The sequence below is a fragment of the Bacillus sp. JK106 genome, assembly GCF_053663355.1.
This window is the reverse complement of the sequence record NZ_JBSJQC010000001.1, coordinates 73,476-95,711: the sequence shown is the minus strand read 5'-3', so window position 1 is coordinate 95,711 and position 22,236 is coordinate 73,476. Positions and strand designations below refer to the sequence as shown.

21 protein-coding genes are annotated in these 22,236 nt (G+C 47.2%); 2 read left to right on the top strand and 19 right to left on the bottom strand.

What is annotated here, in order from left to right; all coding sequences use genetic code 11:
* Window positions 1-291: 291 nt before the first annotated feature.
* Window positions 292-1,455, bottom strand: a complete 1,164-nt coding sequence (locus ACWJJS_RS00510) for a hypothetical protein (RefSeq protein ID WP_326374931.1) — start codon at window positions 1,453-1,455, stop codon at window positions 292-294.
* A 10-nt stretch (window positions 1,456-1,465) separates the two neighbouring features.
* Complete coding sequence (locus tag ACWJJS_RS00505; RefSeq protein ID WP_454023218.1) at window positions 1,466-2,215, bottom strand: hypothetical protein; 750 nt, start codon at window positions 2,213-2,215, stop codon at window positions 1,466-1,468.
* A 182-nt stretch (window positions 2,216-2,397) separates the two neighbouring features.
* Between ACWJJS_RS00505 and ACWJJS_RS00500 the strand changes: the two genes are divergently transcribed.
* A complete protein-coding gene (locus tag ACWJJS_RS00500) occupies window positions 2,398-3,378 on the top strand; it encodes an aldo/keto reductase (protein WP_017418510.1) in 981 nt (326 codons plus the stop codon).
* A gap of 29 nt (window positions 3,379-3,407) precedes the next feature.
* On the opposite strand, the gene ACWJJS_RS00495 is transcribed toward ACWJJS_RS00500, so the two are convergent.
* The 8 genes from ACWJJS_RS00495 to ACWJJS_RS00460 all read right to left on the bottom strand — a co-directional run bounded on the left by ACWJJS_RS00495 (window position 3,408) and on the right by ACWJJS_RS00460 (window position 10,229).
* Complete coding sequence (locus tag ACWJJS_RS00495; protein WP_033574290.1) at window positions 3,408-3,881, bottom strand: GNAT family N-acetyltransferase; 474 nt, start codon at window positions 3,879-3,881, stop codon at window positions 3,408-3,410.
* Window positions 3,882-3,918: 37 nt separating this feature from the next.
* Window positions 3,919-4,053 carry a hypothetical protein gene (locus tag ACWJJS_RS00490; RefSeq protein ID WP_004393139.1) on the bottom strand — a complete coding sequence of 45 codons (135 nt, stop codon included), beginning with the start codon at window positions 4,051-4,053 and terminating at the stop codon, window positions 3,919-3,921.
* The gene (locus ACWJJS_RS00485; protein ID WP_353575370.1) at window positions 4,040-5,155 is read right to left on the bottom strand and encodes a response regulator aspartate phosphatase; all 1,116 of its coding nucleotides are present in this window, start codon (window positions 5,153-5,155) and stop codon (window positions 4,040-4,042) included. Before ACWJJS_RS00485 ends, ACWJJS_RS00490 begins: the two co-directional genes overlap by 14 nt.
* A 131-nt stretch (window positions 5,156-5,286) precedes the next feature.
* On the bottom strand, window positions 5,287-6,177 hold the full coding sequence (gene rocF / locus ACWJJS_RS00480; protein WP_252053078.1) for an arginase: 891 nt from the start codon (window positions 6,175-6,177) through the stop codon (window positions 5,287-5,289).
* Window positions 6,178-6,250: 73 nt separating this feature from the next.
* Window positions 6,251-7,651 (bottom strand): amino acid permease, encoded by a 1,401-nt coding sequence (locus ACWJJS_RS00475; RefSeq protein WP_004393132.1) that lies wholly within the window; start codon window positions 7,649-7,651, stop codon window positions 6,251-6,253.
* Window positions 7,652-7,874: 223 nt separating this feature from the next.
* Window positions 7,875-9,080 carry an ornithine--oxo-acid transaminase gene (locus ACWJJS_RS00470; RefSeq protein ID WP_025650081.1) on the bottom strand — a complete coding sequence of 402 codons (1,206 nt, stop codon included), beginning with the start codon at window positions 9,078-9,080 and terminating at the stop codon, window positions 7,875-7,877.
* Window positions 9,081-9,309: 229 nt separating this feature from the next.
* Window positions 9,310-9,945, bottom strand: coding sequence for an SdpI family protein (locus ACWJJS_RS00465; protein ID WP_454023217.1), 636 nt, complete (start codon window positions 9,943-9,945; stop codon window positions 9,310-9,312).
* Window positions 9,942-10,229 carry an autorepressor SdpR family transcription factor gene (locus ACWJJS_RS00460; RefSeq protein WP_015240946.1) on the bottom strand — a complete coding sequence of 96 codons (288 nt, stop codon included), beginning with the start codon at window positions 10,227-10,229 and terminating at the stop codon, window positions 9,942-9,944. The genes ACWJJS_RS00465 and ACWJJS_RS00460 overlap by 4 nt, the downstream gene beginning before the upstream one ends.
* Before the next feature lie 174 nt (window positions 10,230-10,403).
* On the opposite strand from ACWJJS_RS00460, the gene ACWJJS_RS00455 reads away from it, so the two are divergent.
* On the top strand, window positions 10,404-11,819 hold the full coding sequence (locus ACWJJS_RS00455; protein WP_071392516.1) for a sigma-54 interaction domain-containing protein: 1,416 nt from the start codon (window positions 10,404-10,406) through the stop codon (window positions 11,817-11,819).
* A 45-nt stretch (window positions 11,820-11,864) separates the two neighbouring features.
* On the opposite strand, the gene ACWJJS_RS00450 is transcribed toward ACWJJS_RS00455, so the two are convergent.
* The 9 genes from ACWJJS_RS00450 to ACWJJS_RS00410 all read right to left on the bottom strand — a co-directional run bounded on the left by ACWJJS_RS00450 (window position 11,865) and on the right by ACWJJS_RS00410 (window position 22,236).
* Window positions 11,865-12,584 (bottom strand): cupin-like domain-containing protein, encoded by a 720-nt coding sequence (locus tag ACWJJS_RS00450; RefSeq protein ID WP_004393125.1) that lies wholly within the window; start codon window positions 12,582-12,584, stop codon window positions 11,865-11,867.
* A gap of 13 nt (window positions 12,585-12,597) precedes the next feature.
* Window positions 12,598-14,223 (bottom strand): ABC-F family ATP-binding cassette domain-containing protein, encoded by a 1,626-nt coding sequence (locus tag ACWJJS_RS00445; RefSeq protein ID WP_232213045.1) that lies wholly within the window; start codon window positions 14,221-14,223, stop codon window positions 12,598-12,600.
* 27 nt (window positions 14,224-14,250) lie between these two features.
* Complete coding sequence (locus tag ACWJJS_RS00440; protein WP_077723097.1) at window positions 14,251-15,441, bottom strand: MFS transporter; 1,191 nt, start codon at window positions 15,439-15,441, stop codon at window positions 14,251-14,253.
* 18 nt (window positions 15,442-15,459) lie between these two features.
* Window positions 15,460-16,782: an ABC transporter substrate-binding protein gene (locus ACWJJS_RS00435; RefSeq protein WP_454023216.1), complete on the bottom strand. Its 1,323-nt coding sequence runs from the start codon at window positions 16,780-16,782 to the stop codon at window positions 15,460-15,462.
* The gene (locus tag ACWJJS_RS00430) at window positions 16,779-17,786 is read right to left on the bottom strand and encodes a ThiF family adenylyltransferase (protein WP_077723099.1); all 1,008 of its coding nucleotides are present in this window, start codon (window positions 17,784-17,786) and stop codon (window positions 16,779-16,781) included. Before ACWJJS_RS00430 ends, ACWJJS_RS00435 begins: the two co-directional genes overlap by 4 nt.
* A gap of 231 nt (window positions 17,787-18,017) precedes the next feature.
* Window positions 18,018-19,436 carry a sensor histidine kinase gene (locus ACWJJS_RS00425; RefSeq protein ID WP_454023215.1) on the bottom strand — a complete coding sequence of 473 codons (1,419 nt, stop codon included), beginning with the start codon at window positions 19,434-19,436 and terminating at the stop codon, window positions 18,018-18,020.
* Window positions 19,433-19,645, bottom strand: a complete 213-nt coding sequence (locus ACWJJS_RS00420) for a winged helix-turn-helix domain-containing protein (RefSeq protein WP_043867590.1) — start codon at window positions 19,643-19,645, stop codon at window positions 19,433-19,435. The genes ACWJJS_RS00425 and ACWJJS_RS00420 overlap by 4 nt, the downstream gene beginning before the upstream one ends.
* Window positions 19,646-20,158: 513 nt before the next feature.
* Window positions 20,159-21,355 (bottom strand): S1C family serine protease, encoded by a 1,197-nt coding sequence (locus ACWJJS_RS00415; protein ID WP_043867591.1) that lies wholly within the window; start codon window positions 21,353-21,355, stop codon window positions 20,159-20,161.
* Window positions 21,356-21,441: 86 nt separating this feature from the next.
* Window positions 21,442-22,236, bottom strand: a complete 795-nt coding sequence (locus tag ACWJJS_RS00410) for an MBL fold metallo-hydrolase (protein ID WP_004393110.1) — start codon at window positions 22,234-22,236, stop codon at window positions 21,442-21,444.

Sequence of the window (22,236 nt, the reverse complement as noted above, 5' to 3'; positions counted from 1 at the left end):
CACCTGACTGTCTTCTGCTTTTACGGTTCAAATTCCTCTATTTCTTTTTCTTGCTATATAGCCTTATCATGAGGGTCACAACGATATATACAATCATCATCAATGCCCCGTTACTCACATCAGGGTATCCAATCAACATATTCATTATGACAAAAACAATGGTTATACAAATGACGGACAACAATAAGAAGATACTGAATGATTTCAAATGAACACCTTCTTTCCCGCAGTAACGTTTCATTATAAAAAGCTTACCAAAAGCGGCAAGCTCTTCCGAAATGTTCATACTCTTTAAAACCCATCCATCACCTGCACATCATACAGCTTGAGATGGCTTTTCGGCGTGACGATGTTTTTTAAGTTTGGGATGGTCAGGTCGTTCAGTTTTTTGCCCGTTTTCAGGTCGAAGGATTCGATTTTGGCGGGCTTTTTGTAGCTGTACGTGAACAGATACAGCTTTCCGTTTTGATGCATAAGTTCTTTAAAGTCGGCCTTCATTCGTGATGCGGGGAGGGTGAAGGCCTTTTTGCTTTTTCCGGTCTCAGGGTTGATACAGTAGACGGTTCCGAAGCCGTCAACGAAATAGAAGCTGCGATGCTCCATGAAAAAGCTTTTTTTGAAGCTGAACGGCATGGAGTCATAGATCGTCTGTTCGTCATTTTTATAAGCGGCGATGTCATACGTTTTGATGGCGCCGCTGTTTTTCATGACTTTCACCATTTGATAGATGTGATCGGCTTTTTCTCCTCTGGTAACAAAGCAGACAGCGCTGTCGTCCGCGGCGAGCTGGGATTCGACAGACGTGCCTTCTTTATACGTCCACGTCGCGATTGATGTTGTATGGAGCTTTTCTTTATCGGCCTGAATGTCTTGGACGTGATAGCCTTTTTCGTCATCTGTCGGCGTGAGCGCGAAAAGATGATCTTTAAAAAAGCCTGAGGCGCGGATATAGTGCGGGATGACGTCTTGCTTCCACCTGCCGTCCATCTGGCGGTACAGCTCTGAGCGATAGCTGCCGCCGCTCTTGTCGTAGCCCGAATTATACAGCGTGTAAAAGCCTTTCGCCCGTTCGATATATCCCGCGCTGTCTCCCGTATGCTGGTACGCTCTTTTATACGTGTGAAGGCCGTCCTGAACGGTGTAGATTCCTTTTTTGTCCTCCAGCAGCACGCTTTCGTCATGCACTTTGGCCGATCCGAGCTCAAGCCCCTTCATTTGATAAGAAGAAAGCCGCCCTTTTTCATCGGCGAAGAGGGCGTAGCTTTTTCCGCCGCCGAACGTGTCTTGGTCAGCCGCAGTGGAGAAATACAGCAGCGCCTCTTTATCTTTCAGAAAATCAGGGTCATTTAATGTGTCTCTCGCAACCTCCGCAGGGTCTTCCGTGCGGAAATAGAAGAAGCATAAGACCGCTGCGGCGGCGATGATCACTAAGGGTATCCAGATGATTTTTTTCACGTTGTTCTCCTTAGTGAATGGTCAGGATCGTGGTTGTGTAGGACGAGCTTGTGATGTCGCGCGGGTATACGCCTAAGCCGCCGTTAGAGTCGATATCAATCCCGGCTTTTAAGAGGAATGCCGACCACAGCAGTTTTGAGCAGTTTTTGGCGCCTTCATGGCCCGTATTTCTGTTATTGACGAAGTTGAAGGAGTACTCATCACCCACTCTTGATACAGCCCAGTCAGCGGCGGCTTGTTTTTGGGCATCGGTAACTTTCACGGTCTGGACGATTGAATTGTCTTCGACTTCTCTGCCGTTATAAGCAATCTGGCGGACGCCGTCTCCCGGCACGGATTCGACAATTTTATCAGCGGATGAATACATGCCGACATGCCCGTGGTTGTAATAAGCCGTGTATGAGTTCGTGTAATAAATATTGCCTTTTGTGCTTTTCGGGAGTTTTTTGGTTCCTGACGATCCGCCCATCGCAGAGAGTCCGCCTTTGGAAGCGATTACATTTCCTTGCACCTTGTCTGCCGTGATTTCTTGATGAAACTGCTTGAGAATTGCTTCTGTTGAAACATGCTTCTGTTTGGCAAGCTCTTTGGCGGATTGGAGAACGTCTTCAGGAGTCGTGCCCTGCTGAAGGTCTGCGATTTCTTTTGCGTAGCGGGCTGTTTCTGTTTCTTTCGCTTTTACATTCAAACCGGAGAACGACAGAACCATGGTGAATGACAGGGCAAACGGGAGGACGGCTTTGAACAGCTTTTTACACATCAAACTTCGCCTCTTTTCTTTAAGGTTAATTTTTCCACGTTTTCATTATATGACGAAATTGCGATAAAAAAAAATACAATTTACAGATTTTTAAAAATTTTATAACAATATGTAAATCATATACATAAATCATTTTCAAATATCAGGAAATCCGGTTATCATACAAGAAAGGGGGAGGACATATGAAGGACAGAACAATCGGTTCGATGCGGGTTTCCGCAATGGGGTTAGGGTGCATGGGCATGTCGGAATACTATGGCAGCCAGAGTGAGGAAGAGTCGATTTCCACACTGCATCATGCCGTTCATCTCGGCGTGAATTTGTTTGATACAGCTGATCAATATGGATTGGGTGCGAATGAAGAACTTGTCGGCAGAGCGCTTGCCCCATTCAGAAAGGAGCTGTGCCTCGCGACGAAATTCGGTTATGTCCGAAGCGAAAAGGGTGAGTTTATCGAAATTAACGGACGGCCCGATTATGTGAAAAAAGCGTGTGACGCCAGTCTGAAACGCCTTGGGACGGATTATATCGACCTTTATTATCTGCACCGGGTTGATCCGCGGGTGCCGATTGAAGAAACTGTCGGCGCCATGAAGGAGCTGATTGACGAAGGAAAAGTGAGGTATATCGGATTGTCAGAGGCTTCCGCAGAAACGATCAGGCGCGCCGTCCGCATTCACCCGATTGCCGCGCTTCAATCGGAATATTCTTTATGGAGCAGGGAAGCAGAGGAGCATGTGCTGCCCGCCTGCCGTGAGCTCGGCATCTCATTTGTGCCTTACAGTCCGCTCGGCAGAGGTTTTCTTTCCGGAAAGATGACGTCGACAGATCAGCTGGATGCCGATGATTACAGAAGAAGAACGCCGAGATTCCAGGGAGACAATTTGGCGGTGAATATAGGGCTCGTCCAAAAACTTACCGCCATTGCCCGGGAAATGAATATCACCGCGCCTCAGCTTGCGCTCGCATGGGTTCTCGCAAACGGCGATGATCTCATTCCGATTCCGGGTACAAAAAAGAAACACTACTTGGAAGAGAACCTCGCCGCTCTCGACATTGTGCTTCCGGAGGATGTGAAAGCGCGGTTGGATGAAATGTTTCCGATCGGAACGGCGGCCGGCGAGCGTTACCCGGAACAAATGATGACATTGTTAGATGAATAACAAAAGAGGCCCATCGTGCGGGCCTCTTTTCATGACAGCTTTTTGCTCATGATGACATCCGTCTCCAGGAATCCCGTCTTCTCATACAGCTTCCGCGCCGTTTCGTTATGAGCGAACACATGGAGAGAAATCTTGCGGACACCCAGGTCTTTGGCTTTGTCCTCCAGCCTTGCGAGCGCCTCTTTTGCATAGCCTTTGCCGCGGAAAGGCGGATGAAGGCCGAAATCATAAATAAATGCGCCCTGCTGCGGGTGGTCCGGATCGGCGTGCAGCCACAGCCAGCCGGCATTTTCCTTTCCGTCCAATGTCAGCGTCCATAAATAGTGATCGGCTGTCTCCAAGCCGTCTGGAAGCAGGTCTTCAAACGCCAGCTCCGCTAATTCCGGCGCTTCGTCAGGCAGCCACGTTCCCGCTTTTACCTTTTCTTCAGCGTAATGCTTGGTTGAATGAGCGAGATAGGACTGAAACTCTTGTCCTGTCATCGGCTGCAGCGTGATAGCCATTGAATCACTCCTTACACGAAAGCGGTATCATGCAGTATTATCCGAAGGCTCCGTTTTCCGCCGGTTTTATGATTTGGTCGGCTTGTGCCGTTGAACCAGTTTGTGCAAATAATCCAATCGAAATGAGACTTGCCAAGGCTGCTGAGAGTACAATGAATTTACATGTTTTCATTACGAATCCCCTCCGTTAATCTCAAAATTTGGTCATTGGCATCAATTGATTCCTGAAAATACTTCGCCGCCGGTTTGTATTTCTCCTGTTTTTTAAAATGCGCCGCGGCCTGATATGACAAATCGGAAACGTCACTCCACAGCTCTTTCCTTCTTAACTCGGCGAAAGCTGATTCAAGCGCTTCTTCATTGCGGTCAATAAAGACATGCTGTAAAATGCGCAGCTTTTGGGTGTATACAGGCTCGTTTTTTTCTTCAGCGGCATTCAGCGCTTTATGCAGCCAAAACCGGCCCTCATCCGTCTTTTCCTGCTTCAATAACACTCTGGCCAGCATGTACAGACTCCGCACCGAATACGCTGATCGCAAATGCTCCTTTTGATCAAGAGCCGTTTCAAACTCGACCCGCGCCTCTTCCAGTTTTTCCTGTCTTTCATAGCAAATGCCTGCGTTAAAGTGGGCGAGCGCTTCAATATGCGGATCGCCCGCTTTGGCGGCTTGATGAACCGCCGTCTGCAGGAGCTCTTCGGCTTTCTGATAGTGAAACAAGTCCATTCTGTTACAGCCGACCACCATTAAACACTGTGCTTCTCTGACCGCGTACATTTCATTGGCTTTGTAGATCTCCAACGCTTTTTCCGCGTGGTTCATCGCAAAGTAGTTTTGGCGGATTTCATAGTAGGCAATCGCCACTTGATAATTAAACTCGGCTCTTTCAATCTCATTCGGTATGTGCCGGAGCCTGCTTTCAGCAATCCGGTAAAAATTAATGGCGTTCATAAACCTTTTACGGTAAAACTCGTGCATTCCGGAAAAGAAATAATAATAGTATTGAATCATCTGGTCCGTTTTTTCTTTATCGGCGTTCAGCTGGATCGTTTTTAAAATGCCGTCTGTTTTCTCATACTCTTCCATCAAAAGCTTATAGCGGGAATCAATTAAATTAAAATAAAGGAGCACCGTTTGATTTTGTGTCATATTTTGCAGATCCGTAAGCAGTTGTTCTCTTAACGCCTCAGCCGATTCGGTGTTGTGCTTTTTGATTTCCTCATACCAGTCACTGATTTTTTTCGCAACTGTTTCGTGGGCCATCACTTCAGCCATCTGTCAGGACACCTCCCTTTCCCATTTTGTGTAATAAATATATCATATTTACAGGTCCAAAAAGAGGGTGGCAGCCCGCTAGTTTCCTCGTGGCAACAAAAAAAACCTCCGCAGGTGCGGAGGCGCATATTTTATAATAGTTTTTTTCCTAACAAAGATTCCACCAGCTCGACCGCTGTTTTGCCGGTTTTGTTTTTGTGATCGAGGATCGGGTTGACTTCGACAAATTCCGCTGAAGTGATGATGTCGGCATCATACAGCATTTCCATTGCCAAGTGGCTTTCACGATAGCTGATGCCGCCGACGACAGGCGTGCCTACGCCGGGTGCGTCGCTCGGATCAAGGCCGTCTAGATCAAGGCTGAGGTGAACGCCGTCACAGTCTGACAGGTAGTCAATGGTTTCTTCAATGACCTTTGTCATGCCGAGGCGGTCAATCTCATGCATCGTATAGACTTTCATGCCTGTTTCCTTAATGTATTCACGCTCGCCTTCATCAAGCGATCTCGCGCCGATGATGACGACGTTCTCCGGCTTGATTTTCGGGGCATACCCGCCCAGATTCACCAGCGTGTCGTGCCCGACGCCGAGGCTGACGGCCAGCGGCATTCCGTGAATATTGCCTGACGGCGATGTTTCCAGGGTGTTTAAGTCGCCATGCGCGTCGTACCAGATGACGCCGAGCTGTTTATAGTGCTTTGCCGTTCCTGTCAGCGTTCCGATCGCGATGCTGTGATCGCCGCCCAAGACGAGAGGGAACCGCTCATTCTCAATGACGCTGTGCACCTTTTGGGCGAGCTGCTCGTTCCCCGAGAGCACAGAGTTCAAATTTTTCAGCTCTTCATCATGTTTGAGTTTTTCACGATTGACGGGGATGTCGCCTAAGTCTTCCACCGCATACCCCATGTCAGATAACCGTTCAATGAGATGCGCGTAGCGGATGGCGCTCGGGCCCATGTCCACTCCGCGTCGTGCTTGTCCTAAATCCATCGGCATTCCAATAACTGAGATATTCTTGTTCATCCGTTTTTCCACCTCAACATGTTGTATGTTGTCCTGTGCGGGTTTCTCAAAGATGACTTGGACACGAAAAGATTTAAAGCTCTATCTGTTTTTCTGACTGCTTATGCTTTTTTACATACAGATGATAGACGATAACGCACACCGCCATGAACGGGATGCCGCAATAAAGGGCGAGCCGCTGTTCTGAATCAAATGCGAGACTGATCAGAACGACCGTATTTAACGTCAGCCCGATAATAGGCAGCACCGGGTACAGCGGTGTTTTAAACTTCAGGTCTTCCACTTTGCCGCCTTCGCGGATGTATTTCCGTCTGAACATCAGCTGTGACAGGGAAATCGTGATCCAGCCGACCTGCGCGCTTAGTCCGGCTAATGATAAGAGAAACATATAAACGGTTTCCGGCGCTGCCACTTTAGACAGCAGGGACAGGCAGGCGACGGCCAGCGTCACGATCAGAGCGTTCATCGGCACGCCGCGTTTAGTTGTTTTGCCGAGCGATTTAAAGGCTTGTCCTTCGTTCGCCATGGCATATAAGATACGCGTCGATGCAAACAGGCCTGAGTTGGCCACTGAGAGCAGCGCAATTAAGATAACAAAGTTCATAATATCGGCCGCATATGGAATACCGATTTGTTCAAACACCACGACAAACGGGCTTTCAACCACTCCCGCCTGCTTCCACGGAATCATGCCGGCAATGACGATGATGGAGAGAACGAAAAAGACAAGCGTTCTCCATACCGTCTGCCGGATAGAGCGCGGAATCGTTTTCTCGGGATTTTCACTTTCTCCCGCGGCAACCCCGATCAGCTCCGTTCCCTGGAACGCGAAGTTTACGGTAATCATCGTAATAAGCATAGCCTTAATGCCGTTCGGAAACAATCCATCCTCATAAAAATGAGAGAAGAAAGGAGCCTGCTCGCCGTGTTTCATGTCGATCAGGCCGAACATGGCGGCACCGCCCAAAATAATAAACAGCAGAATGACTAAAATTTTAATGCCGGAAAACCAAAATTCCGACTCAGCGAACGCTTTTGTGGTAATCGCGTTCAAAAGAAACATCAGTCCGACAAACACGAGGCACCACACCCATACGGGAACATGCGGAAACCAGCGGAGCATCAATTGTCCCGCAGATAAAAACTCAATGGCGCATGTCACCGCCCAGCCGAGCCAGTACAGCCAGCCGAATGCGAAACCGAAAGCGGGGCTGATGAATTTGGTTGCGTACGTCTGAAACGACCCTGATACGGGAAGGGCAACCGCAAGCTCGCCTAAGCAGAGCATTGTCAAAAACATAATAAAACCGCCGACCAGATAAGACAGAACCGCGCCCAGCGGTCCCGCCTGGTTAATTGTAAATCCGGTACTCAGGAAAAACCCGGTGCCGATCACTCCGCCTAATGAAATCATAAACAAATGGCGCGATTTCATTGTGCGCTGAAGCTGATTCTCTTTTTGATTTGTATTCACTATTCTGCACCCCTTCAGCAACTTGTATTGGAACCAAGCCGGTGCTTTGAAACCGATTTGCTGTCCAAAGAGCCTCTATTTGTATATGAATGTTATATGAAATTCATTTTCGTACATAAAGATACATTATACTAAAATACTGTCTCCGCGCAAATAGAGTGTGCTGAATTTTTTATTTGTAAATTCCATACAAGCCGAGGGAAAGCATTGCCGCATCAAGGTTTTACGCGTTTTGAAGCACGTTTGTGATCTTTTGGACCGCCCAGTCCAAGTCTTCCTTGGAAATCATTAACGGCGGTGCAAAACGGATCACGGTATCATGTGTTTCTTTGCATAAAAGCCCTTCGCCTTTCAGCTTTTCACAGTACGGGCGGGCCGCTTCTGTCAGTTCAACACCGATAAACAGGCCGCGTCCGCGCACGTCTTTTATGATCGGGTTATCAATTTTCTCAAGCTCTTCTTTAAAATAACGGCCAAGCTGAAGGGAACGCTCTGCCAGCCCTTCTTCCTCAAGGACTTCAAGAGATGCGAGCGATACCGCGCAAGCGAGCGGGTTTCCGCCGAATGTCGAGCCGTGGGAACCCGGGTTAAACACGCCGAGAATGTCACGGTTCGCCGCGATGCACGAAATCGGGAAGACGCCCCCGCCGAGCGCTTTGCCTAAGATAAACATATCCGGTACGATATTTTCCCAGTCAACCGCGAATGTTTTCCCTGTGCGGCCGAGTCCCGTCTGAATTTCATCAGCGATCAGAAGCACATTTTCTTCCTTACAAATAGCGGCCGCTTCTTGTAAAAATCCTTCCGGCGGAATGACGATGCCCGCTTCTCCCTGAATCGGTTCGAATAAGAAAGCGGCTGTGTTCGGCGTGATCGCCCGGCGCAGCGCTTCCGCATCTCCGTATGGAATTAATTTTATACCCGGAAGCATAGGTCCGAAACCGCGTTTATACTCATCTTCTGAAGAAAGGGATACCGCAAGCATCGTTCTGCCGTGGAAGTTGCCGATACACGCAATGATTTCCGCCTGGTTATCGGCTACTCCTTTGACCTCATATGCCCAGCGTCTCGCCGCTTTGACAGCGGATTCAACGGCTTCCGCTCCCGTATTCATCGGCAGAATCATATCTTTTCCGGTCAGCTTGGCTGTTTTCTCATAAAACGGGCCGAGCTGATCGTTATGGAACGCGCGTGACGTCAGAGTGATTTTATCCGCCTGATCCTTCAGCGCCTGAATGATCTTAGGATGTCTGTGCCCCTGGTTCACCGCAGAATAAGCACTCAGCATATCCATATATTGATTGCCTTCAGGGTCTTTTACCCAAACACCCTGCGCTTCGGAAATAACAATCGGCAGAGGATGATAATTGTTCGCGCCGTAATGTGAAGTTTGGCTGATAATTTCTTGAGATTTTGTGAAAGCTGACATAATCTGATTCCCCCTTGTTTTGTAATCATTCAACATTAGATCTTGCTTTCCCTTTTTATAAAGCAAGTTCCGTGCCAATCCGAAAAAACGGGATGTTTCGCCAGCATTCTTTCTTTTCCTGCAAAATATTCCGGCAGTTTGCGTGCAAACTTCAGCCAAGCGCAAAATTTTTTTGCGTTTCCCGCTGACAAAATAGGAGCAATCCGATTAGATTGCTCCTGTTCAACAATTATTTATTTAATTGTCTCTGATATACAATGTAAGAATATAGTAAAGATAATATGATACAGCCGATTGCCGCAATGAAAATGACTGACACTCTATATACCGGCGGCAAAAAGGCTGCAAGCATCATGAGTATGCCCGCTAAGACAAAAATTTTCGAACTAACCCTGTGTGTATCCTTCCAAACTCTTTCACTGCTCAGCGTCCAAGGTGTTCTTATCCCTAAAAAGAAATTAGGCTTCACGATCTGAATGAAGTTTCCAAACACCATGAAAATGACTCCCACTATAAAGTTTCCTAAATAAGATATAGGGAGATCATATCCCAGGCCGGTCAAGATGGTCATCAGATTAATGACAAACAGAACCGCAAACATTGTATTAAATATAGCCATATATGGCCGGATAAATGTTTTGTAGTTATTTTTAGGATCAATCTTAGGGATGATAACTATTAAAATATATACAATAATCATGATGCCAATAAGCATCATCATCGCATCAGCTTTCGTTTGGTAATCATTTGCACTTCCGTTTAATCCCCAGTGTGTCGCCAAATTGTCCGGTAAAGATGAATAAGTGCAAACCCATGTGAAAACAGTTAAAACAATGATTCCTGCCGAAAAGAGATATTTTTTCATGATTCCCCGCCTTTCTTATTATCATGTTCTGAATCAGTCAGAGAAAAGAACCAGCCTATAAGATCCTGTAATACAGTGGTATTTAATGAATACATAATAAATTGGCCCTTCCTCTCATCGTGAACCAGATCAGTATTTTTCAATATGGTAAGGTGATGAGAAATACTGGGTTTTGACATGTCGAAGTGTTCCGCAATTTCACCAGCTGTCATGTCTTGTTTCTTTAATAAATCCAAAATTCTTCTCCTTGTAGGATCGGCCAGTGCTTTAAAAGCTTTATTCAAAAACTTTCCCCCTCTCATACGTACATGATTTAGATATTTAAGTATATATCTAAATATCAATCATTTCCCTAAAAAAGTCAATGATTTTATTACCTCAATTTCCATTTATTTTTAAACATCGTCCAAGCGCAAAATTTTTTTGCGTTTCCTGTTCGATTTATTTTAAAATAATGAATGTTAAGACGATTGAGAGGGGGAATTGACCTGCACACAACCAGCGAATTTTACACACTCGTGTTACAAAGCATTCTGGAAGAGATTGATGTCGGGCTGCATGTGGTGGACGAGAAGGGCAGCACCGTCATTTACAATAAGAAAATGATGCAGATTGAAGATATGGATGAACGGGACGTCCTGCATAAAAACCTGACTGATGTATTTATGTTTTCCAATCAGCAGGACAGCACGCTCGTTCAGGCCCTTCAAGAAGGCAAAACGATTAAAAATGTAAAGCAGAGCTATTTCAATAACAAAGGCCAGGAAATCACGACGATCAACCACACCTTCCCGATTGTGCAAAACGGCGAGATCAAGGGCGCCGTGGAAATCGCCAAGGACGTCACCAAGCTCGAACGGCTGATCAGAGAGAACATGCACAGGAAAGAACAGAACAGCTACACGTTTGACAGCATTCTCGGCAACAGCCCGGTCATTCGGGAAGTCATCGAAAACGCGAAACGGGCAACCCGTACGTCATCGTCCGTGCTTTTGGCCGGCGAGACGGGAACAGGCAAGGAACTGTTCGCCCAAAGCATTCACAACGGCAGCCAGCGCTCAGGGGCCCCGTTCATCTCACAAAACTGCGCCGCCCTGCCGGACAGTCTGGTCGAAAGTATTTTATTCGGCACGAAAAAAGGCGCCTTTACCGGAGCCATCGACCAGCCCGGCTTATTTGAGCAGGCGCAGGGAGGCACCCTGCTCCTCGATGAGATCAACTCTCTCAATCTCAGCCTGCAGGCAAAACTGCTCCGCGCCCTTCAGGAAAAGAAAATCAGGCGCATCGGATCAGCTCAGGACAAACCGATTGACGTCCGTATCATCGCCACGATGAATGAAGACCCGATCACTGCCATTTCAGAAGAGCGGCTGCGCAAAGATTTATACTACCGCTTAAGCGTTGTCACGCTGATCATTCCCCCGCTCCGAGAGCGCAAGGAAGACATTCTGCCTCTGGCCGAAGTGTTTATTCAGAAAAACAACCACCTGTTTCAAATGCATGTTGATTCGATCAGTGACGATGTGCAGCAATTTTTCCTGGAGTATGACTGGCCGGGCAACATCCGCGAGCTTGAACATATGATTGAAGGCGCCATGAACTTTATGACGGATGAAACGACGATTACGGCGGCCCACCTGCCTTACCAATACCGGATGAAAATCAAACCCGCTGACACGGAAAGCAAAGCCGCCGCAAGCACCCAGCCCGGCACCGATTTAAAAGACAAAATGGAAAACTTCGAAAAATACATGATCGAAAAAACCCTGAGAAAACACGGCAATAACATATCCAAAACGGCAAACGAGCTCGGAATCAGCAGACAGAGCCTGCAATACCGCCTGAAAAAATTTGGCCTGGACCGGATGAAATGAATCCATACAAAAAAAGGCTGAGATGCTTCTCAGCCTTTCGTCAGGTTATATCTGATTGGCAAGCCGCTCTCCGGTAAACCAAAAGTTCTCACTCACTGCCAATGTATGTTCCGTATTCTCGACTTGATGCCACCAATGACGCGGCGCGTAAATGATTTCTCCCGCCTTTTGTCTGAAGCGGATCGGAGACGCCTTTTGCGCCAGCGGTTTTTGCTCTATGTCTTTTTCATCAAAGACATTGATATTTCCTTCGTACAAATACGGAGAGTCGTCCGGATGATAGAAGATCCATTCCTTCTCTCCGAAAATGACGCCGTTCCACGCGTGCGTGCTGTTAAAATCCTGATGCAGCGGCGTGCCTGTCTGCTTAGAACCGAGAAAGAACCATTTCCAGTCCCGTCCCGTTTCTTCATCCGCTCTCAATGTGTCTTTTGTAAAATACTCGGGTGCGGAATAGACAAGGTCTAAGTCATTTTGGTTCAGCTGCGTAAAATTCCAGTCACAGTACCATTTGTCATCATTCTGATCAATGTACTCGATATAGTTGGAAAGCTTTACTTGTTTAAACGTTTTGACCCCTTCGATATCTGATTTCCGGATGGTGACCATTCTGTCTCCATAGTGTTCGTCAATGTATTCAAGCGTCCACGGCCTGCATTCCCAGTGATCCATTGCCCCCGTCAAAATAAAAGGTTTCTTATCAGCATACTCGCTTACAAAAAGATCGTACGATAACTCATTGATTGTCAGTCTGTCAATGGTCATATCCATTCCCCTTTTATTCGGCAATCTGCCGTTTTTTTTGTTTGGCGTAACTGTATGGACCTGAAAAGATGGTGACGTTTTGATTCTCAAGCCAGAAAATCTTGTTGAACTTCTCCAGCAGGTTTCTGTCGTGAGAAACGCAGATGATGGTGCCTTGAAACTGCATCAGGCTGTTTTCGAGAATTTCCTGAGATTCAATATCCAAGTGGTTGGTCGGCTCATCCAGGATCAGGACATTCAGCTTTTTTTCCATTAAGATGGACAGCTTCAGCCTGATTCTCTCACCGCCCGACAGGACGGAAAGTTTTTTAAAGACCGACGACCCGTAAAATCCGTACTTGGCCAGCATATTCCGGGCCATGCCCTCTTCAGTCAGCAGATTTTCTTTAAAGAATTGCAGAATCGTCTGACTCGAATCTCCGACTTGGCTCTTTTGATCAATGTAGCCTATCTTAAGATTTTCCCCTACTTTAATGGTGCCGTCCGACAGTTCTCTTTCCCCGATGATACAGCGGATCAGCGTTGTTTTGCCGACGCCGTTTCTGCCGACGACGCCGATTCTGTCTTTATGCTTTATACGCAGATTCACATTTTGATATAAAAGGGAAGATCCGTTGGCCACCTTTCCGTTTTCAATGAACACAATATCTTTTGAACCGGCGCCCGCTTCCTGAAATGCGTTTTTTAATTTTTGCTCCGTCCGGACCGGCTTATTGATCAGCTCGATCCTTTTCAGCGCCTTTTCCATATTATTCGCGCGTCTGTGCAGGCTGACAGACGGCGGATTCGAGCGGTTGGCCCAATCTCTCAGCTGGGCGATGGATTCCTTCATCTTCTGTATTTTTCTCTGCTGTTCTTCATATTTCTCAAACTGGGCGATGATGAATTCTTCCCGCTTTTTCAGGTATTCGCTGAAACCGTAAGGCCAAATCTTCACCTCCGTATCATCAATCTCGAGCACCTTCATCGCCGTCTGGTCGGCAAACGTTTTATCGTGGGTCGTAAATAGAATGGTTTTGTTCGATTTTTTTATAAACCCTTCAAGCCACTCAATCGCATGAACATCCAAATGGTTGGTCGGCTCGTCCAGCAGTATAATGTCGTCGTTGCGGATTAAAATTTCGGCAAGGCCGGCTTTTGTTTTTTCGCCGCCGCTCAGCTTTGAAAACGGCTGATCCTTTAATTCACTGAGGCTGAGCCCGTTGCATACCTCGTCAATCATCGCATGCATCTGGTAGCCGTTGTTCCTCTCAAATGTTTCCGTGTATTGACTGTACTTTTCCAATAAAGCAGTCAGCTCGTCATCACCCATCGGTTCCGAAAGCTTCAGCTCAATGGCCTTCATTTCCTTCTGGATCGCCGCGAGAGCTTCAAACGATTTTTCCAGATATTGATACAACGTCAGATCCTCATGGGGATCAGCGATCTGCTTCAGCAAACCGACCTTCGCCCCTTTGTTGATCGCAATCGTTCCTTCATCCGCCTCAAGCTCTCCTGAAAGCACCCTGAACAGCGTGCTTTTGCCGGACCCGTTCGGCCCGGCCACAAGCACTTTTTCGCCTTCATTAATGAAGAAAGAAACTTGTTTGAAAATGGTATCTCCCGCTAAATTTACCGTAAGATTATGAATATTCAGCAATTCACATCATCCCTTTGTCATTCTGGTTCAAAGCTCGACTTTATTCTGGATGGCGACGCTCGCTTTCAGTTTGTAAAAGCTGAGCATCATAAACAGCGACAATAAGATGGATAATACCCCGATTGCGGTCAGCAGCAAAGCTGAATCAAAATAGTCCGTTAAGAATCCGATAAACGGAAAGGCAATGAACATGAAGAGCGAGGTCATCAAACTGATAATGGACAGCAGCGTGGCTCTCGTTCTGGACGGAATCTCATTATTCACCACCTGACTGGATACGGGTTCTATCACATCATAGAGCGCGTTGATGACGACAAATGCTGCAATCGTCACGTACAGACTGCCTGAAGGTATAAACAGATAGGCCGCCCCGATGATGCAGAATGTCAGCAGAAGCACGCGCCTCGGCGTAAATTTTTCCGCCGGCTTTGAAGAAAAGATGGAGCACAGCGCCTGCAAGATGGACAGCCCCGCAAAAATAATGGATATATTGCGCACGGACAGCCCTTCCTGACTTAACAGATCTTGTCCGTACATATAAAAAACCGATGTAATCGCAAAGAAAACAGAAAGTGACAGCACCAAATATTTAAAGGCTTTGTTCAGCCTGAAGAAATCTTTGACTTCTTTTAAGATATCCCCGACCGTCTGCGTTTCGTGTTCACTGTTTTCAAATTTGATTTCCGTCAGCTGTGTAATGACCGCCATCGCAATCAACTGAGTCACAACCCCGGCGATAAACACATACGACCATGATATTTCCTGCAAGTAGCCGCCGATGCCCATGGCGATCGCAAGACCGAGTATGACAAGTCCGTTATAATTTCCGATGGATTTGCCGTACCACTTTTCTTTCCCTTGTTCTTTCAGTGAATCAAACAAAAAGGCGTGATCCGTTCCTGATATAAACGTCAGCCCGATACCGTATATAATATGAGCGATGAAGAGGGCGATGAAGTTATGGAAGCTCAGGAACATCACCAAATAGACAATGACCATAAAATGGCCGAGCAAGAGCGATTTTTTTCTCCCGATTCTGTCCGAGATGACGCCGCTCGGCACTTCCGCCAGAAACATCGCCAAATTCAGGACCGATTGCAGGATGCCCACAAGAAACAATGAATAATTCATGCTTGTTAAATATAAAATCCAAATTCCCCGTTCGAAAAAGAAGTTTCCGAAAAAACCGGAGAAGTAAAGCAAATTTCGATTCCGCAAATGAATACCCCTTTCCAGCTATCTGCATTTAACATCATGAACAGAAAGGAGCCCGTCAGTCTTTACACTAAAACCCTCTATACATGGATCTTGCAGATACAGACTTTTCCCAAAACAAATTGGGCAATAATGAGTTGTATTCTCGAATAACCCAAAAAGTTCCTTCTTTTTTTCAGATCCTATGGCATCAATGATCGTTTTTTTCTTCCCCGGATCGCTGATGTCGCGGATGAAATATTTGATATAGCTCAGCTCATGCATGTAAGCCGGCAGGAACAAATGGAGCTCAATATCAAACCCGCTTTTATCCATATGGTAATAATCATTGAAATGACTGACGCGGGAGACGGATACGTCCGCTCCGGCCCGCCGAAACAATTCAGCCAGCCTTTCAATGATCTCTCCGTTGGGATAATAATCGGCATAAACGATTCGGATCGGCTCTTCTTTTGTCAAAAGGGGCGGATCTTTCTTCGGTATCCGCCCGCTTTCCCAGATACCGATCAGTGAATCAGTCGGTGTGATAATATGCCCCAAATCCCCGGCCAGCTTTTGTTTATCAAAATAATGCTGAATGAAAGTTCTCAGCATGCCGTCCTTTACCTTGAAGGTAAATAACATCGGCAAATGATTTTCTTTAAAATCAGCATACTGCCGATACCTCATGTTGGAATGATGAAACTGGGTGTGGCAGGTCACATCGGTCTGATTCGCTTCGTACAGACCGATGCTTTTTTCCAGATCATCATTCAAAATAAATTGGATGGTCTGAACCGTGCGGTGATCCGCGGGCGTCATTTTATATTGCGGATTCCGCTCAAATTCCAGCCCTTTCTCAAACGTACGCTTGAATCGGTACGGGCCGTTTTCCGGCACATCGCCCCCGGCGGTTCCCGGAATCAGAAAGCTGCTCTGCAAAACGGCTTCTATTTCATCAGACGGCTCGTCCAAGGTGACTTCAAAGCATTTTTCGCCCGTTACGTTCACCCCGAGCTGATCGGAAGAGACGAAGCCTTTTACATACGGAACGGCCTGTTTTATGTTCAGGAAACTGCCGAGATGGGGACTTTGGTTTTCTTTTGTCAGATGATAGATGATCGTTTGAACCACACCCTCGGCGTCACCTAAATAGTCCGGGTGAATGTCCACCTGACAGGTGCGGGGATCTTTGCGGATGATTCGGCAGTTATAGCCGTCCTGCAGGCTTTCATACATAATGCTGCAAATCATCTTGCTTGTGTAATCCTGCGTATCTAATGGGTTCAAGCGTATCGGGCTTGTGTCGATTTCTATTTTCAGAGGGTCGCCCGGTTTTCTCGCCGTACGATGCATCGTCTTCATAAAGCGCTTTCCTTTTGAGATAGCTTCGTTTCTGTAATATGAAGGCCGTCAAAGTCCAAGCCGATGCGGGTATTCAGGGATTTCGGGCTTCCGCCTGCAAGGTATGTGATAATGTCATGAGACATAAACGAGGATATAATACCGTTTGTCGCTCCTAAAGAACCTTTGATCGGTTCATCGGGGTAACAGTTCAGAAGTCCGGCCGGCATGCTTTTTTCATAGGTGACGCCGGATTGATAGGATTCAGGCGTGAGCAGAGGCCCCCATTGGCCGCTGAAGCTGCCGACACCCCCGGTCATAAACGCGATATTCCGCTGCTTACAATACTGATAAACCCATTCAGAAATGTTATGGGGTTTGTCAGCGGCATTTATGACGATATCAATTTCGTACGGATCTAACACACGCAGGTCCTGCGGCTGTGTCATTTCCTGATGGTAAAGTGCTGCGTCCGCATGGGGATTGATACCCGCAATATAATCTCTGCATTCTGAGATCTTTAATTTGCCTACAGAAGATTTATTATAGACGAATTGTCTGTTCAGGTTATGTACTGATACGGCATCGAAATCAATGAGAATAAAATGCTGGATGCCCGCCGCCAAAAGGTTTTGAAGAATGATCGTTCCGACGCCCCCCAGACCCACGATCGCTGCCCTGCTGCCGTCTAACCTGTTTTGGATCAGATTGGGGTTTTGGTTGTATTTCTCAAAATGGTACAGCTGCTTTTCAGTGATGCAGCCTTCACGGCCGTTTTGCCATGGCTCTATTAAAGCATCCAATTTCATTAACGCATCGAAAAACCGGTTTCCCGCTTCCTCTCCCAGAAGATCAGAAAGCTCTTGTTTTTCACAGCCGGTGATCAGCCGTTCAACCGCCTCTTTGATCTCACTCGTATGCGTAAGCTTAATCGCCTTTCGATATTGAATGATAATATGCGCCGTGTAGGTCAGCACCTGCACGCTGTCTTTAAACTTCCAGCGCTTACAGTCCGTTGACATCATGACATACCCCCTGAAAGATAATAACTCCCCAATGAGGGGAGTCACGGCTTTACTAGCAACGCTGCACCAAGCTTGCTGTTTCTGTATCAAGATCAAGTTCTTCAATCTTCATCAGTACACACCCCCTTTACCAATAACTAGATATTATCATCAATATTGGAAAAGGACAAGTTATTTTTTGAAAATTTAGAATTTATATATAAATTGTGATATTTCTTCCGGCATCCCGGTTTATCCCGGCAGCCGGATGATGAACACGGAGCCTTTTCCCTGCTCACTTTTCACTTCAATTGTTCCGTTATGGCTGTCGATAATGGTTTTTGTAATGGCAAGACCCAGCCCCGTGCCGCCGGATTGACGGGATCGGGAGGTTTCCGCCCTGTAAAACCGGTCAAACACATGAGGCACATGCTCCGGAGCGATTCCCGTTCCGTTATCCGCAATCATAAGCATGATTCCCCCGTCTTTCTGCAGGGAGACGGTGATGACACCTGTGTCTTCATCCGTATGCTGCACCGCATTGTAAAAGAGATTGAGAATGGCCTGCTTCATTTTGTCTTTGTCAAAAACGGCTTCTATCTTTTGATCGACAAAGAACTCGAGTTTCCGGTTTCTCGCGAGCAGCTTCAGCTCAGCCTCCATTTCCAAAATGACGTCTCCCAATGTGCCTTTTTTCATTTCAAAGCTCGGCTCCCGGTCAATCTTCGCGAGAAACAAAAGATCCTTTATCAGCTTATTCGCCCTGACGGATTCCGCGTACATGCTTTGAAGCGCTTTTTCTTTCTGCTCCGGCTTTTCCGCCGCTCCGCGCATTAAAATTTCGATAAAGCCGTGAATGGAGGTAAGCGGCGTTCTCAGCTCATGTGATGCGTCTGATACAAACTGCCGAATGCGCTCCTTCGCTTCTTTTTCCGCCTGAAAAGAGGTTTCAATCCGTTCCAGCATCTGATTGATGGAGATGCCCAATGACTCAATTTCGGCCTGCTTCCTATCAATCGGCAGCCGTTTATCGAGACTTCCGGCATGAATGTCACCCATCATATGCACAATACGGGACAGCGGCTTGAGTGTGAGCCGGATCACCGGCAAAAAAACAAACAGTCCGATGACCAAAGCCGCAAAGGAAAGCACCGCGAAAATGCTGATCTGGCGGAAAAGCGAATCATTTAGAGGCTGGGTCAGCGTGCTCATCTGTACAACTCCCGCCTGCCTTCCGTCAACGGAAATCGCCTGAAACACGACGATGATTTCCTCACCCGCCTTATTGTGAGCCACCTGATAGTGAAGCGCCATTGTATCTGTCAGCGCATCCCGATACACGTTTTTCGGAAAAGAAGGAGCGGCCCCCGCGTGCGGGTCTTCTGATAAAACTGACATCTTGTATGATTGATTGATAAAAGCAACCGTCACCCCGGGGTAAATCACATTCGGATGAGCCGGTGTTTCGGAACGGGCAAGGGTTTTGATTGACCTCCATACGCTTTGATCCATTGAATTGATATCACTCTGAATGCTGATCGCCTGATTTTCATACATCGTCCGTCTCATAAACATGTACTGTGTACCGCCGATGAAACATAACAGCAAGGTCAAAATCGCCAGTGACCTGAACAGGAGCTGGAACCGCAGGGTTCTGTACAGCCGTTTCATGCCAGGTCCACCCTGTACCCGCCGTCCCGAACCGTGCGAATCACCTTGTGTTCTTTGTCCTTCAGCTTTTCGCGCAAAGAACGAATGTATGTCTCGACGATATTGTCTTCCCCGAGAACCGTTCCGTGATGAAGCCCCATCGTTAAAGAATCAATGAGTGCAGACTCGCCGTCTGCACTCAGCAGCTTGATGCCTTTCAACTTATTCATGATGCAGTCTCTCCTTAGATGTATCAGCCTGTGTTTATTTTTTTCGCTTCCCCTTCTATTATTCGCTTTTATCTGAAACAAAACGGAAGCTAAGCTGATTTGGTGAAAGTAAACGTCAAAACGGAACCATCTGCAAGTAAGCTGCCGGCAGTTTCATCTGCCGCTATTCAGCAGCACCAGTCTGTTTCAATTACAAAGTTCTAAAGTCATGTCTGCCTTTTTCTACATATATCCATTTTCAACTGAACGTGTTGTGACCCGCGTTCAGTTCTTTTTATGGCTTCTGAAAAAAGGCATAAAAAAAGCGCCCCTGAAAAAGGACGTTTAATATGTCATGTTTCATTTTCTTAAATTCTGCATTCTAAGATAATTCTTCCTTCACATTCACCCTCGATTTCATTCAATACGATGATCACATCAGCCGTTTTCATGTGTTTCACCTCCCTGCTTCACAATAGTATAATATTAACAAATAAATCAATAAAAAACAGCCCGGATGTCCGGGCTGCTTTTTTATTTCTGTAATCGATCCGCTTCTGTCAGTTTGACTTCCGCTGTTTTTTTCTTTCCCGAACGGTAGAACGTGATGTTCACACGGTCGCCGATCTTTTTGCGATACAGGCGCTCACGGAGATCCACAACGTCATTGACCTTATGTCCGTCGAACCCGGTAATCACGTCGAGCTTTTTCAAACCCGCTTTTCCGGCCGGTGAAAACGCGTCGACACCCATAATGACCGCCCCGGTTTTAACGCCTTTCGGAAGTTTCAGCGTCTGGCTCCAATGGTAGCTCGCAATATCCGTTAAGGATTTCATCTCAATACCGAGGAAAGGCCGTCGGACTTCTCCGTATTTTTCTAAATCCTGAATAACGGGAATGACAAGCTTTGACGGGATGGACAGGCCGATTCCTTCAACGGCGGATTCAGCGATCTTCATTGAGTTGATGCCGACCACCTTGCCCGAAATATCCATCAAAGCGCCGCCGCTGTTGCCGGGATTAATCGCAGCGTCGGTCTGCAGCACTTCCGCATTCCAATCCGGATGTCCGTCGCCGTTTGAGTCAACGGGCACCGCTCTTTCCGTGCCTGAAATGATCCCCTGTGTCACTGATCCCGCAAATTCAAGTCCGAGCGGATTTCCGATCGCAATGACCGGTTCTCCGACTTTGACTTGATCAGAATTGCCGAACTGGGCGGCCGATTTGATTTTATCAGACTTCACCTTCAGTACCGCGAGATCCATCAGACGGTCGCTCCCGATCAGCTCAGCAGGCACGCGTGAGCCATCCTTCAGGCTGATCTCAATCTCAGTCGCACCTTCAATGACATGGTGATTGGTTACGATATAAGAAGTGTTTCCGTTCTTTTTGTAAATGACGCCCGACCCGCTTCCCGCTTCGCCGCCCTCTCCCCAAATATCGGTCTTTTGGATATTGAGAACGCCGACTACCGAATCCGATACACGGCTGACCATATTCGTGACAGCGTCATTGACATTTACGTTGACTGTTTTCACCTGTTCGCTGCCGAGACGCCGGCTGGTGCTTTTGCTGCTGTCTCCATGGTCTCCGCCTGTCCAGTACGGCAGCAGGAAAGCCATGAGCGCGGCCCCGACGATGACGCCGATCAGACTTGATAGAAAGTATCCCCTCTTGCTGCGGCGGGGCTGTTCGGAGGCGTACTGTTCATCATCGCGATTATAATCCACCCTATCTCAAATCCTTTCAAGAGTACTCGATTTGCTTATAGTGTGGGTCAGATCGCGGATTAATAATCATGATTCATTTGGAAAAATTACACGGCGCACAGCGGCGTCGGAATTTTCGGATCGGTATCAAATAACTGAAACGTTTCCCCGGCGACAAATCCTTTCGCAGCCAATGTCTGCTGCACGGACATTCTCGCCAGTTCCTTCATATTGTTGTCTTGGCTCAGATGCGCCAAATAGATGCGCGATGTGCCGTCGCCGATGACATCAGTCATGGCGAGCGCCGCATCTTCATTCGAGACGTGGCCGACATCGCTTAAAATCCGCCGCTTAATGCTCCAAGGGTATCTGCCCATTTGCAGCATGCCGACGTCATGGTTGCTTTCAAACACAAACACATTGGCCGAACGGATGATGCCTTTCATTCTGTCGCTCACATATCCGGTGTCCGTCATCAGCGCGAGCTTTCTGCCTTGGTAGTGGAAAACGTAAAACATCGGCTCGGCCGCGTCATGAGAGACGCCGAATGACTCAACATCAAGCCCGCCGAAAGATTTCACGCTTTCCATCGGGAACAAAAACTTTTGTCCGGTATCCAGCTTGCCGATCTGATTCTCCATCGCTTTCCACGTCTTTTCATTGGCGTAGACGGGTAGACCGTACTTTCTCGCAATGACGCCGAGCCCTTTAATATGGTCGCTGTGCTCGTGAGTGACAAAGATGCCGTCGACGTCGTCTATCTTACGGCCGATTCTCTCCATCAGCCCGTCCATCGCTTTACCGCTCAGGCCGGCATCCACCAGAAAAGAGTGCTCCTCTGTCTCCAGATAAAACGCGTTTCCGGTACTCCCGCTCGCAAGCACGCTAAATTGCAAGCCCAT